12 protein-coding genes are annotated in these 12,919 nt (G+C 50.5%); 6 read left to right on the forward strand and 6 right to left on the reverse strand.

The window, feature by feature from the left end:
* Positions 1–37 precede the first annotated feature (37 nt).
* Positions 38–628, reverse strand: a complete 591-nt coding sequence (locus CKV66_RS06945) for an energy transducer TonB (RefSeq protein WP_085362642.1) — start codon at positions 626–628, stop codon at positions 38–40.
* 177 nt (positions 629–805) lie between these two features.
* Here CKV66_RS06945 and CKV66_RS06950 point away from each other — a divergent pair, with 177 nt between their 5' ends.
* Positions 806–1,651, forward strand: a complete 846-nt coding sequence (locus tag CKV66_RS06950; protein ID WP_085362641.1) for a 23S rRNA (adenine(2030)-N(6))-methyltransferase RlmJ — start codon at positions 806–808, stop codon at positions 1,649–1,651.
* A 56-nt stretch (positions 1,652–1,707) separates the two neighbouring features.
* Here CKV66_RS06950 and CKV66_RS06955 read toward each other — a convergent pair whose 3' ends face one another.
* Positions 1,708–2,391 carry an energy-coupling factor ABC transporter permease gene (locus CKV66_RS06955; RefSeq protein ID WP_085362691.1) on the reverse strand — a complete coding sequence of 228 codons (684 nt, stop codon included), beginning with the start codon at positions 2,389–2,391 and terminating at the stop codon, positions 1,708–1,710.
* A 131-nt stretch (positions 2,392–2,522) separates the two neighbouring features.
* Positions 2,523–3,158, reverse strand: coding sequence for a hypothetical protein (locus CKV66_RS06960; RefSeq protein ID WP_085362640.1), 636 nt, complete (start codon positions 3,156–3,158; stop codon positions 2,523–2,525).
* Between the two features lie 124 nt (positions 3,159–3,282).
* Between CKV66_RS06960 and CKV66_RS06965 the strand changes: the two genes are divergently transcribed.
* Positions 3,283–3,636, forward strand: a complete 354-nt coding sequence (locus CKV66_RS06965) for an arsenate reductase (protein WP_085362639.1) — start codon at positions 3,283–3,285, stop codon at positions 3,634–3,636.
* A 218-nt stretch (positions 3,637–3,854) separates the two neighbouring features.
* Positions 3,855–5,219, forward strand: a complete 1,365-nt coding sequence (ribBA, locus tag CKV66_RS06970; RefSeq protein WP_085362638.1) for a bifunctional 3,4-dihydroxy-2-butanone-4-phosphate synthase/GTP cyclohydrolase II — start codon at positions 3,855–3,857, stop codon at positions 5,217–5,219.
* Positions 5,220–5,292: 73 nt separating this feature from the next.
* Here ribBA and CKV66_RS06975 read toward each other — a convergent pair whose 3' ends face one another.
* Entirely contained in the window at positions 5,293–5,715 is a 423-nt protein-coding gene (locus CKV66_RS06975; RefSeq protein WP_095197858.1) for a hypothetical protein, read from the reverse strand.
* A 188-nt stretch (positions 5,716–5,903) separates the two neighbouring features.
* On the opposite strand from CKV66_RS06975, the gene mutL reads away from it, so the two are divergent.
* A complete protein-coding gene (gene mutL / locus CKV66_RS06980; RefSeq protein WP_085362636.1) occupies positions 5,904–7,853 on the forward strand; it encodes a DNA mismatch repair endonuclease MutL in 1,950 nt (649 codons plus the stop codon).
* Between the two features lie 184 nt (positions 7,854–8,037).
* On the opposite strand, the gene argG is transcribed toward mutL, so the two are convergent.
* Complete coding sequence (argG, locus tag CKV66_RS06985) at positions 8,038–9,387, reverse strand: argininosuccinate synthase (protein WP_085362635.1); 1,350 nt, start codon at positions 9,385–9,387, stop codon at positions 8,038–8,040.
* Positions 9,388–9,522: 135 nt separating this feature from the next.
* On the opposite strand from argG, the gene CKV66_RS06990 reads away from it, so the two are divergent.
* The gene (locus tag CKV66_RS06990) at positions 9,523–10,323 is read left to right on the forward strand and encodes a competence/damage-inducible protein A (protein WP_085362634.1); all 801 of its coding nucleotides are present in this window, start codon (positions 9,523–9,525) and stop codon (positions 10,321–10,323) included.
* A 301-nt stretch (positions 10,324–10,624) separates the two neighbouring features.
* The gene (locus CKV66_RS06995; protein ID WP_085362633.1) at positions 10,625–11,191 is read left to right on the forward strand and encodes a hypothetical protein; all 567 of its coding nucleotides are present in this window, start codon (positions 10,625–10,627) and stop codon (positions 11,189–11,191) included.
* Positions 11,192–11,291: 100 nt separating this feature from the next.
* Here CKV66_RS06995 and CKV66_RS07000 read toward each other — a convergent pair whose 3' ends face one another.
* Entirely contained in the window at positions 11,292–12,737 is a 1,446-nt protein-coding gene (locus CKV66_RS07000; protein WP_085362632.1) for a dihydrolipoyl dehydrogenase, read from the reverse strand.
* Between the last annotated feature and the right edge of the window lie 182 nt (positions 12,738–12,919).

Below are 12,919 nucleotides of genomic sequence, written 5' to 3' on the forward strand. Positions count from 1 at the left end.
AAGGATTTTCAGCAGTTCAATTGTGTACACATGCCGATTAATATTGGCAGTATGCTTTTTTGCTTTGAAAACCGCATGTAATGTAAAGCGTGCTGGCGTGTTGGATTAGCAAATTGGGCGGAGTAAATGCCGAGTGTTTAATGGCTTTTAAGGCGGCCGTATCTAAGCTTTCGTAACCGCTGCTTTTTGCTAACTTGATTTCTTCTATTACACCATATCGGCTTAAATCTACTTTATAGGTAACGAAACCTTCATAACCCTGCGTTAAAGCATAATGAGGATATTGAGGTTGGATTTTGCCTATTTCAAAATTCATACGTTGGCTGTCTTGATTGCTTGTGTAGATGACTTGCCTTTCTCCTGCGGGATGAGCAAGGTTTTCTATTGTATTGCCTAAGCTTTTGACTGCCTGTTTCGCATAATATTCTCCTGTTGTTTGCTTGTTTAGATGCTTTATCAACTCTTCAGCTTCTTGGCGTTCGCGATATTTGCTGAATGCGAGATAGCTGATGGCAACAGCGATAACCAATAAAATCATAACAATAGCTGCTGTGTCTGAGTTTGTGCTGTGTTGCCGCTTATACTTGTATATTTTATCTTCAGGTCTGATCCCGTCACCCCATGCCATTTTTTAATCCTTTTTGGTTTTAATGACTTTATTAATATTTTAAATATGAAATTATAATAGAGGCTTAGGAAGAAAAGGAATTTTTATATCAACCGTTTTAGTCTCTGTTTGATTATCGCTACAACCATTCTATTGCCGTAAAATAAGCAAACTTTATCTTTTCTCAGAAACTTATTTATGCTCAGTTATCGTCATGCTTTTCATGCCGGCAATCATGCCGATGTGCTTAAACATTTTATTTTGTATTTGGTTTTGGATTATTTTAACCGTAAGGACAAACCTTATTGGTACATAGATACCCACAGCGGTGCCGGTCTTTATGATTTGTATAGTAACGAATCTCAAAAGGTTGGTGAGTATAAGCAAGGCATTGAACGGTTAAATTCTTCTGACAAACTTCCTGAATTGCTCCAAGCATTTACAGGCCGTCTGAAAGATATTTTGCCGGGTGAAAACCTTTATTGCGGTTCGCCTTGGTTGGCTCAGGCTTTAACGCGCGCAAGTGATAAGTTGCGTTTGTTTGAACTGCATCCTACTGATTTTAAACATTTACAGAATAATATGCAGGAAGCGGGATTGGGTAAACGCGGGCAGGTTATGCAGTCCGACGGTTTTCAGGGATTGATCGCCCTGCTTCCTCCGCCAACCCGCCGGGCGGTGGTGCTCATTGATCCGCCTTATGAGGAAAAACAAGACTATGCGCGGGTGGCCAATGTTTTAAAAGACGCTAAAAAACGATTTGAATCAGGATGTTATTTGATCTGGTATCCGTGCTTGAGCCGCGAGGAAAGTAGGAAGCTGCCTGAGCAACTGAAAAAGATTTTTCCCGATAATTATTTAAACGCAGAACTCCATGTTCATGCTCCCCGTTCAGACGGCTTCGGTATGCACGGCAGCGGGATGTTTGTCGTGAATCCGCCTTATCTGCTTGCCGAACAGCTGCAAAAGAATTTACCTGAATTGGTACAAATATTGAGGCAAGACGAATTTGCACGTTTTGTGCTGGATTTTCAGATCAAATAAGCCTGCTGGGACTTATCTATAAAAAAATTCAGACGGCCTATGGATAAATATGCCGCTTATTTCCAGATGCTGCTTTCTGTATGCAAATAACGGGCATCGTCAAAGGTAGCCAGCCACTGGGGGCGAAGCGCGACAAATATCGCGGTAAAAATGCCGTTTAAAAACGCTTCGCCCCATGTAAGCAGGAAGAAAACAGGAAATGCCGACGACCACAGCGCTTCCGCTGAAAACACGCCCGCTGTTTGCAGCAGCAAAACGATGAATACGCCGGTCAACAGCATGCCTAATGCGGCTGAAATAAAGCCGTTGAAAAAAATATACACGAACAAATTAGGCGGCAGGCGAACCGCTATTTTGCGTAACAGCAGGTTTATGCTCAAGGCGGGCAATAATAAAAACAGTGCGTTAAGACTGGTTACGCCAAGGTTTTCAATGCCGTGAACGGCGGCATACGGTATCAGCAGTAAAGTGCTCAACCATAAAGCGGCCGGTGTGCCCAGCATCAAGGCAACTAAATTGATGCCGAGAAGATGGTAGTTCATTCCGGCTAACTGACCGCTGCTTAAATCGGCGTTTAAGGTCCATAAAACGGCCAAGCAGATGACTGCAACACTAATGGCGGCAGGATGCTTCGCTGCGGCCGAGAAAGCGCGTCGGGCGGTAAGCAGCAGAAAAGCCGCCCAGATAATGTGGGCGGCGATTGTCCATTCGAACGGAAACCATGGGTTAAGGAAGTTCATCAAACAGCTTATAAAAGTTTTAGCGAAGTGCGCAAAGCTCACTTTCAGACGGCCTGATTATAAAGGCGGACGGGTGTTTTGAGAAATACCTGTCCGCTATTTGTTTCAAGCCGATTACTTGGTTTAATGGATTACTGAAGCTCGCGGATGTCGCGCCAGCCGTCGTTGGTTTTGACTAAAGTCGCCGTTTTGGTGCGTGTTGCTTCGGGGTGTTTCCAGCCGTTGCCGGCTTCTTTTAAGAATTTTTCAGCCCATTTTTCCGTTTCAAAACGCGCCTCATACGATACTTTGCTGACAGTCATGCCGTCTGAAGGTGTCGGCTCTGTGAACCAATTGATTTTTTCGACTTTTTGCGTTCCGATGCAGAAACGCGGCTCCAAGCCTTCTTCACGGATTTTGCCTTTGCCTTTTTCGGTCAGCTCGTAAACGTAAACGCTGGTTTTGTTTTTAGTGCCCGGAAATTCAAAGGTTTCGGACGATTGTTTTTTATAAAACCCTTCGCTGTCCAAAATTTTCATTTGCGCGATGGCCGATTGATTGATTTTGTCGCCGTTTGCGTTGCGGTCGGGGATTTTAATTTGGTTCAGACCCAGCAAGGTTTGAACAGCCATGCCGTTGGTTTCGATTTTAACAGTTAAAGGAACGCATACGCCTTGTTGCGAAATGTGTTGGTTGATGGCTTTTTCAAAAGTAGATTTGCCGGGAGAGTTGCCGGAACAGGCGCCGAGCAGCAAAGCGGCGCACACGGTTAAAGCGGTTTTGTACATTTCATGCTCCTTGCGGACTTAGATTTTACAGTTAAAACAGCATATCCTTTTTTAGCGTTCATGACAAACCTTGCGCCCGTGCTTACAATAGAGGCCGTCTGAAATCATTACGGATACCCACATCATGACTACCCTATACGGCATTCCCAACTGCGACACCGTTAAAAAAGCCCGTGCGTGGCTGGCGGAAAACAATATTGCTTACGACTTTGTAGATTTCAAAAAAACGCCGCCCGATGCCGCTTTGATTGAAAGCTGGTTGAAAGACATCCCCATCGAAACCTTGCTCAACAAACGCGGTACGACTTGGCGCAAACTCAGCAGCGAACAGCAAGCCGCCGCTGAATGTACGCAAGGCGCAATAGCGGTGATGGTTGCCCATCCAAGCCTGATCAAACGCCCTATTCTTCAGCATAACAATCAGCATTCTGCCGGTTTTCAGGCTGATAATTACGCCAAAATCTTTTTGTCTTCATGAAGATAAGGCTATCAGTTTGTAAGATTAAACCGCTTGAGGCCGTCTGAAAAAGTTTTAGCGAGGTTTGCAAAGCTTACTTTCAGACGGCCTCAAACCGTTTTATGAAATGAAATGATATTTACTTTACCAAAAGGTAAATTCAGAAGCGTTGTGAAAATTTGCCATTCGGTAAAATCAGCCATACAATACGCCGCACCATTATTTTGAAAGTTTGAACCATGGATATTACCGAGCTGCGCCGCCGCAATCTGCGCCAATGGATCATACGGCAGCATGGCGGACAGCAAGCGCACTTCGCCGCGGCAGCCTCCATCAATCAGGGCGAACTGTCTTCGCTGTTGAAAAACAAATCGTTCGGCGAAAAAAAAGCCCGCAAAATCGAGCAGTCTGCCGGAATGCCCGCCATGTGGCTGGATACCGACCACGGCGATCTGCCTGAAACCCCGTCCGCACACCATCCGACACCTCAAGAAAAGAATCCGAAAATGAGCCACATCTCCCCTATTGCCGACATTCTTGCCGACATCAAAGCCGGCAAAATGGTCATCATTACCGACGCCGAAGACCGCGAAAACGAAGGCGATTTAATCATGGCTGCCCAATTTGTAACGCCGCAAGCCATTAATTTTATGATCAAACATGCTCGCGGATTGGTGTGCCTGCCGATGAACGACGAGCTGGTCGACCGCTTAAACCTGCCTCAGATGACGCAGAAAAACGGCGCACAATACGGCACCAACTTCACCGTATCCATCGAGGCTGCCCACGGCATTTCCACCGGCATTTCCGCCGCAGACCGCGCCTTAACGATTCAGACGGCCGTGTCGCCGACGGTTAAAGCCGAAGACATCGTCCAGCCCGGCCACATTTTCCCGCTGCGTTCGCAAAAAGGCGGCGTATTGGTGCGCGCCGGACACACCGAAGCCGCCGTCGATCTAGCACAAATGAGCGGCCTGATTCCCGCTGGTGTGATCTGTGAAATTCTCAACGACGACGGTACCATGGCGCGTATGCCCGAGCTGATGAAGTTCGCCGAAGAACACAATCTGAAAATCGGCACTATCGCCGATCTGATCGAATACCGCAGCCGCACTGAAAGCCTGCTCGAAGAAATGGGCGACACCACCGTGAACACCCCTTGGGGCGAATTTCAGCAGCATGTGTATGTAGATAAACTTTCCGGCGAAACCCATTTGGCTTTGGTAAAAGGCGAATTGTCGCCGGAAAAAGAAACTTTGGTGCGCGTGCACGAGCCGTTTAGCGTGATGGACTTTATCCAAGCCGACCCCAACCATTCTTGGCCGATTCCCCTTGCGCTGCAAAGAATCCAGCAAGCCGACGCGGGCGTGATTATTTTGTTGCACCGCACCGAAGACGGCGCCGCCCTCCTCGACCGAACTTTGCCGAAAAACAGCTTCCAAGTGAAAAAGTGGGACAGAAAAACCTACGGCATCGGCGCACAGATTTTGGCCGGCTTAAACGTGCAAAAAATGCGTGTGATGGGCAAACCTTCATCCATGAATGGCCTAACCGGCTTCGGTTTGGAAGTGGTTGGCTTTGAAGAAGCGCCGGAAAACAAATAGCTCCCCCTGTCCGTCTCAAAAAACAAGCCGATACCTTTGCGAACAGGTATCGGCTTGTTTTATTTATGACTTTTTAGTCATCGCCGCGACTGCTTCCGCCTGAAGAACGCTCGCAAGGATGTTCTTCATCGCATATAAAATGCGTTTCCGACCAATGGGAAGCCAAATTGACCGCCATCACGGCTGCCGCCGAAATACCGATAACCGCAATCGTAATCTGCAAGCATTTGGCTATCCACACAAATTTGCCCAAAACAGCCCACGGTGTCGATGCCGACGCAGCTTTTGCCGCAATCAAAGCGCGGTTGCCCGGTACCAAAGCCAAATAAGCCGCCAACAAAGAGGCCAAAATCATAAACAGCGTGATGGCGACGATATTGAAGTAGTAAGATTCCCCGTCGTTGCGAGTCAAAAAATAAGCCAAAACCAAACAAACCAATAAAATCAACAACAATAACAGCAAAATAATCAGCAACCATTTGCTGATTTTCTTCAAGATTGTTTCTTTCACTATGCTTAAATTCTCAGATTGAATATGCGTTTATTATATAACACCGAATTTGCACGCGTGAATCGGCCTGATGATTGCAGGCGCGCTTCATTGCAACAGCCGAAAGCGTTCAGACGGCCTATCCGTTATAATGCCGTCTGAACAACCTTCTACCCGATAGAAAGAGCCGCACTATGAACCGCATCGCCGCCCTGCCCGACCATCTCGTTAACCAAATCGCCGCCGGCGAAGTGGTGGAACGCCCCGCCAGCGCCTTGAAAGAAATCGTAGAAAACAGCATCGACGCGGGGGCGACGGCGGTTGATGTCGAGCTTGCCGGCGGCGGCATCAGGCTGATCCGTGTTACCGACAACGGCAGCGGCATCCACGCCGACGACATTTCCCTCGCCCTGCACCGCCACGCCACCAGCAAAATCAAATCGCTCACCGATTTGGAACACGTTGCCAGCATGGGCTTTCGCGGCGAAGGTTTGGCCAGCATCGCATCGGTGAGCCGCCTCACGCTTACCAGCCGCACCGAAAGCAGCGCGCACGCCAATCAGGTAAAAGCGGAAGACGGCAAACTCAGCGAAAGCGGTGCGGCGGCGCACCCCGTCGGCACCACCGTGGAAGTGGCCGAGCTTTTCTTCAACACCCCCGCGCGGCGCAAGTTTTTAAAATCCGAAAACACCGAATACGCCCACTGCGCCACCATGCTCGAACGCCTCGCGCTGGCGCATCCGCATATTGCCTTTTCGCTCAAACGCGACGGTAAAAGCATCTTTAAACTGCCTGCACAAAGCCTCAACGAACGCGTCGCCGCTATCGTGGGTGACGATTTTCAGACGGCCTCTTTGGAAATCGACAGCGGCGAAGGCATCATGCGGCTTCACGGTTTTATCGCCAAACCCACCTTTGCCAAAGGCAAAACCGACAAACAATACTGCTTCGTCAACCGCCGTTTCGTGCGCGACAAAGTGATGCTGCACGCCGTAAAACAAGCCTACCGCGACGTGTTGCATAACGCCCTCACGCCCGCTTTCGTGCTGTTTCTCGACCTGCCGCCCGAAGCGGTGGACGTAAACGTGCATCCCACCAAAACCGAAATCCGTTTCCGCGACAGCCAAGCAGTACACCAACTGGTATTCCACACCCTCAACAAAGCTCTTGCCGACACCCGCGCCGACCAAACCGAAAGCGTGAGCAACGCCGGCAGCGTATTGCACGAAATGCTGGGCGTAACGATGCCGTCTGAAAACCCCAGCGCGTCGGAAAACCTTTCAGACGGCCTCAACCTGACTACGCCGCCGCAACAACAACATTTCGGCGGCTTCGGCGGCAAATCCGCACCAGCGCCCTATTCCGCCGCCCGCGCACCGCAGCAACGCACCCTCTCCCTACGCGAAAGCCGTGCCGCCTTAAACACTTATGCCGAGCTATACCGCAAAACCGAACCGAACGAAGACATCGAGCTTAGCCAGTTTGAACAAGCCCGTTTCGGAGCGGAGAGGCCGTCTGAAAACCATGCCCCGCACCAAGAAACGCAAGCACCCGAACTGCCGCCGCTAGGCTTTGCCATTGCCCAGCTTTTAGGCATCTATATTCTTGCCCAAGCCGAAGACAGCCTGCTGCTGGTGGACATGCACGCCGCCGCCGAACGGGTGAACTACGAAAAAATGAAAACCCAGCGCGACACCCTCGGCAGCCTGCAAAGCCAGCGGCTGCTGATTCCGGTAACCTTCGCCGCCAGCCACGAAGAAACCGCCGCCCTCGCCGACCACGCCGAAGCCTTGCGCGGATTCGGCTTGGAGCTTTCCGACATGGGCGGCAACACCATCGCCGTGCGTGCCGTGCCCGCCATGCTCGGCAAAAGCGACGTGGCCTCGCTCGCACGCGACATGTTGCGCGAAATCGCCCAAAACGGCAGTTCGCAAACCATCGAAGCGCGTGAAAACCAAATCCTTTCCACCATGGCCTGCCACGGCTCCGTGCGCGCCGGCCGCCAGCTTACCCTGCCGGAAATGAACGCCCTCTTGCGCGACATGGAAAACACGCCGCGCAGCAATCAATGCAACCACGGCCGCCCCACTTGGGTGAAGCTCACTTTGAAAGAATTGGACGCGCTGTTTTTGCGCGGACAGTGAGTGAGAAAGATTGTTTTGCTGAAATAATTGGTGAAGTGATAGGAAGGCCGTCTGAAAATCGGTTTCAGACGGCCTCTAGTTTTTAAGGCGCTTATCTATCTGAATTACGCAAAAGTAAAAAGCCGTCTGAAAATACTTCAGACGGCTTTTTACTAAGATAACGGCTTATCAGCGTATATCCGCTTTATTTCTCGTTGTTGCCCAACTGAGGCAACACCGAACCTTCGCCCAATGAAAGCAGGCCGGTTTTCGAATACAGGCCGAGTTTGGCGCGGGTATCGACGATGTCGAGATTGCGCATGGTCAGCTGTCCGATACGGTCGGCCGGTGTGAAGGCGGCGTTTTCCACTTTTTCCATGCTCAAACGCTCTGGCTGGTAAGTCAGGTTCGGCGATTCGGTGTTCAGAATCGAATAGTCGTTGCCGCGGCGCAGCTCCAGCGTTACTTCGCCCGTAATCGCTTTGGCCACCCAGCGTTGGGCGGTTTCGCGCAGCATCAATGCTTGTGAATCAAACCAGCGGCCTTGATACAGCAAGCGGCCCAAGCGCAAGCCGTTGATGCGGTATTGCTCGATGGTGTCTTCGTTATGGATTCCGGTCAGCAAACGCTCGTAAGCGATGTGCAGCAAAGCCATGCCCGGTGCTTCGTAAATACCGCGTGATTTGGCTTCGATAATGCGGTTTTCGATTTGGTCGCTCATGCCCAAGCCGTGGCGGCCGCCGATGCGGTTGGCTTCGAGAAACAGCTCCACAGGGTCGGCAAACTCTTTGCCGTTCAGGGCTACCGGCACGCCTTCTTCAAAGCGCACGGTTACTTCTTCGGCTTTGATGGCAACGTTTTCATCCCAAAACGCTACGCCCATAATCGGCTTAACGATTTTGATGCCGGTGTTCAAAAATTCCAAATCTTTGGCTTCGTGGGTGGCGCCGAGCATGTTGGAGTCGGTGGAATAGGCTTTTTCAACCGACATTTTGTAGTCGAAGCCGTTGGCAATCAAAAATTCGCTCATTTCCTGACGGCCGCCCAATTCGTCGATAAAGGTTTGGTCGAGCCACGGTTTGTAGATGCGCAGATGCGGGTTGGTTAGCAGGCCGTAACGATAAAAGCGTTCGATGTCGTTGCCTTTGTAGGTAGAGCCGTCGCCCCAAATGTTGACGTCGTCTTCTTTCATGGCCGATACCAGCATGGTGCCGGTGACGGCGCGGCCCAAAGGCGTGGTGTTGAAATAAGTGGCACCGCCGGTGGTTACATGGAAGGCACCGCATTGGATGGCGGCAATGCCTTCGTGCGCAAGCTGGCTGCGGCAATCGATCAGGCGGGCTTCGATGGCGCCGTATTCTTTGGCTTTTTTCGGAATCGCGTTATAGTCGTCTTCGTCGGGCTGGCCGAGGTTGGCGGTGTAGGCATAAGGCAGCGCGCCTTTGAGTTTCATCCATAGCAGGGCTGCGGAAGTGTCGAGGCCGCCTGAAAAGGCAATGCCCACTTTTTGGCCTGTCGGCAGGCTTTGTAGAATAGTATGATTATGCTGGCTCATCGGGAATTCCTGTTGATTATGATTGTGCCGTTTCAGACGGCCCGAAAACAGGTTATTATTGTATGAATCAGTTGATTCGTCCAGCCTGAAAATAGGTTCAGACGGCCTTTTCATTTATATTTCCAAGCATACGCAATGATATATTTCAACTTAATCATTATCGGCGATGAAATTTTGCACGGCAGCCGCATAGATAAGCATTTTGCTTTTTTCAAACATCTGTTGGAATCTCGCGGATTGCGTTTAAACCAAGTGCAATATCTGCCCGACAACTATACCTTTTTGGTTAAGCAGCTTCGCCGCAGTTTTTCAGACGGCCTGCCTACTTTCGTAACCGGCGGTATCGGCTCCACGCCCGACGACCATACCCGCCAAGCCGCGGCGGAGGCTTTGAGCCTACCGATTGAGCGCCACGCCGGTGCGGTGCCGTTTATCGAGGAAACGTCGCTCAAGCGCGGCGATGCGCTGGATTCCGCTTCCCATCAACAGCGCTTGCTGATGGCGGATTTTCCCGAAGGGTCGGATTTGATTCCTAATCCTTACAATAAAATCGCCGGCTTTTCCATTCGCGAACATTATTTCTTCCCCGGTTTCCCCGTGATGGCGCACCCGATGGCCGAATGGGTGGTTGAAACTTATTATGCCGACCGTTTCAATACGGTAGATAACGCGCAGCGCACCGTGTGGATATTCCGTATGCCGGAATCGCATGTCGCTCCGATTATGCGCAACATTGAAGCCGGTTACGAAGGCATACGTTCGTTCAGCCTGCCGAGCGTGGGCTGGTCGACGGAAGACGGCGAAGTTATCCCGCCCCACATCGAATTCGGCATCAAAGCCGTCGGAGAAGCCTGTTCGCGCATCGACGAGGCTTGGGAGATAGTGCTGAAGCGCTTGGACGACATCGGTGCGGTTGTCCAACATCATGCCCCTTAAGCTCTAAAATCAGCATCTCACCCTATTGATTGAATAAGGCCGTCTGAAAAGCAATATCCAAGCTTTCAGACGGCCTTATTCAATCTTTACTTGATTTGAGTTGTTTTTTCATGACGGATAAAAAAATCATTAAATCAAAAGCATAAAAATTAAGAAAAAGCCTTTGGCGCTGTTTAGGTGTGTATAGAAAAGAGTTTGCGAGCCTGCTGAAAAGACAAGGAACTTTTTATCTGTTATGGTTGACCAATCAACGTCTGTGCCTTACGCACATCATGTAACCATTTTGACAACGGAGTAACTTATGACACACAACCTGAAAACCATTGTTCCCGTGTTGGCACTGACCGCCACTTTGAGTGCTTGCGGTATGTTCGGCAAAGACAAACCCAAAGCCCAAGCCGCCACTTCCGCACCTGCTGCGCAACAACCGGCTGCGCCGCAACAGGCACAGCAGCAAACTCCCCAAGTCCAACTTCCGAAAACCGTTGAAGTGACTTCTCTCGACAGCACCAAAGAAGTGGCCTACAAATGTGGTACCACCAAAGCCAAACAACCCCTTAGCGTAATGTACGGGATTAAAGGCGGCGAAGTTGTGGCGGCGCAAGTGAAATATCAAGATAAACTGTCTCCCAATTTATTCCGCGTGATCGGTGCTGACGACAAAAACGTTTTTGCCGGCAACGGTATCACTTGGGTTGCGGATAAAGCCAATCCCGCCAACTTAGACAAAGTGAACGGCAACATGCTGACCCAAGAAGCCATCGAAACCGTAAACGGCCAGCAGCAGCAAGTTTCCCAAATCGTTACCCGTGGCTGTGTGCTTGATAAAGCCACTACGGCCAAGCTGAATAAAAAAGCGAAAAAATAAACCTTTCTTTGCCGATTTGATTTATTGAGCTTTAAAACCAATAACAATGCCGTCTGAAATTTCAGACGGTATTGTTTGTTTGATATTGAAACCGTTCGGATTATTCGCCCGGACATTCGGCGCATTCGGTATGCACTTCATGCGTTTTTAATTTGCTGTTTACATCGCGCAAAGCGGTGCGCAAGCCTTCTTCGATAACCGGATGGTAGAAAGGCATATCCAGCATTTGCGGAATGGTCATCTTTTGCTGATGCGCCCAAGCCAGCAAGTGTGCCAGATGCTCGGCAGCGGGGCCGACGATTTCCGCTCCGATAAACAAGCCCGTGCCTTGCTCGGCATACACGCGCATATGGCCTTTGTTGACCAACATCACGCGGCTGCGGCCTTGGTTGCGGAACGAAACTTCGCCGATAACCACGCATTCGGGGTTTTTATAACGCTCCATTACTTGGGCGTATTTCAAGCCGATAGAAGCAATCTGTGGGCTGGTAAACACCACGCCGATATGGCTGCGGCGCAAACCGTTTTTAATATTCGGATACATGCCCGCGTTGTCGCCGGCAATCTTGCCTTGATCGCTGGCTTCGTGCAGCAGCGGCAGTTGGTTGGAAGCATCGCCTGCGATAAAAATATGCGGAATACTGGTTTGCATGGTTAGCGGGTGGGCTTTCGGCACACCGCGATCATCCAAATCAATGTTGATGTTTTCCAAGCCGATATTATCCACATTCGGGCGGCGACCGACGGCAGCCAGCAGGTAATCTGCGGTAAACACGCCGCTTTCGCCGTTTTCAGACCAGCTGATTTCCACTTCGCCTCGATCGTTTAACTTGGCTTCGGTTTGTGCGTCCAAATGTAATACCAATTCTTCACCGAATACGGTTTTCGCTTCTTCCAAGACAACCGGATCGGAAATCCCGCCAAGCGAGCCGCTGACACCGAAGATTTGTACTTCTACACCCAAGCGGTGCAAAGCCTGACCAAGCTCCAAACCGATCACGCCGGGGCCGAATACGGCCACACGTTTAGGCAAGGTGTCCCATGAGAACACATCGTCGTTGATGATCACTTTGTCGCCCAAAGTCTGCCATTGAGGTAATACGACAGGACGCGAGCCGGTGGCAATCACAATACGGTCGGCTTTGATTTGGGTGTGGTCGTCAATTTGAACGGTATGCTCGTCAACAAACTTAGCTGCACCCATGATGCGTTTGTCGGCAGGCCATTCTTCCACATCGCTCACCACGAAGCCGACGAAACGGTCGCGCTCGGATTTCACGCGGTTCATCACTTCTTCGCCGTTTACGGTAACGCTCTCTTTATCCAAATGAACGCCAAACGGATCGGTATGCAGGGCATGATGGCGTGCCTCGGCAGCGGCAATCAGCAGTTTGGACGGCATACAGCCTACGCGGGCGCAAGTGGTACCGAAGGCATGGCTTTCGATCAGGTAAACATTGTCGGTATGCAAACGCGCATTGCGGAACGCGCCCATACCGGCAGTACCGCCGCCGATGACCACAACGTCAGCTTGAATCTGTTTCATATTGTTTTTTCCTTTAATGGGCGGTTTGCCGCCGCTAAAACCAAACTAAGAGTTATTCAGGCAGTATCGTCCGCATCGGCCCGCGACTGCCTGAATAACCCTTAAGCTATTCAGCCGGGCCGTCTGAAAGCGAACTTGAGTGAGCTTCGCTAAACGGCCCGGTGTATAAATGAACTAAATCG

Source organism: Neisseria zoodegmatis (assembly GCF_900187305.1).
GTDB lineage: Bacteria > Pseudomonadota > Gammaproteobacteria > Burkholderiales > Neisseriaceae > Neisseria > Neisseria zoodegmatis.

What these genes read in the sequence shown, in the direction of transcription:
- ribBA (WP_085362638.1), top strand. Translation starts at nt 3,855, where the DNA reads ATGGATATTACCGAGCTGCGCCGCCGCAATCTGCGCCAATGGATCATA.
- CKV66_RS06950 (WP_085362641.1), top strand. Translation starts at nt 806, where the DNA reads ATGCTCAGTTATCGTCATGCTTTTCATGCCGGCAATCATGCCGATGTG.
- CKV66_RS06960 (WP_085362640.1), bottom strand. Translation starts at nt 3,158, where the DNA reads ATGTACAAAACCGCTTTAACCGTGTGCGCCGCTTTGCTGCTCGGCGCC.
- CKV66_RS06995 (WP_085362633.1), top strand. Translation starts at nt 10,625, where the DNA reads ATGACACACAACCTGAAAACCATTGTTCCCGTGTTGGCACTGACCGCC.
- CKV66_RS06955 (WP_085362691.1), bottom strand. Translation starts at nt 2,391, where the DNA reads ATGAACTTCCTTAACCCATGGTTTCCGTTCGAATGGACAATCGCCGCC.
- CKV66_RS06945 (WP_085362642.1), bottom strand. Translation starts at nt 628, where the DNA reads ATGGCATGGGGTGACGGGATCAGACCTGAAGATAAAATATACAAGTAT.
- CKV66_RS06990 (WP_085362634.1), top strand. Translation starts at nt 9,523, where the DNA reads ATGATATATTTCAACTTAATCATTATCGGCGATGAAATTTTGCACGGC.
- argG (WP_085362635.1), bottom strand. Translation starts at nt 9,387, where the DNA reads ATGAGCCAGCATAATCATACTATTCTACAAAGCCTGCCGACAGGCCAA.
- CKV66_RS07000 (WP_085362632.1), bottom strand. Translation starts at nt 12,737, where the DNA reads ATGAAACAGATTCAAGCTGACGTTGTGGTCATCGGCGGCGGTACTGCC.
- CKV66_RS06965 (WP_085362639.1), top strand. Translation starts at nt 3,283, where the DNA reads ATGACTACCCTATACGGCATTCCCAACTGCGACACCGTTAAAAAAGCC.
- mutL (WP_085362636.1), top strand. Translation starts at nt 5,904, where the DNA reads ATGAACCGCATCGCCGCCCTGCCCGACCATCTCGTTAACCAAATCGCC.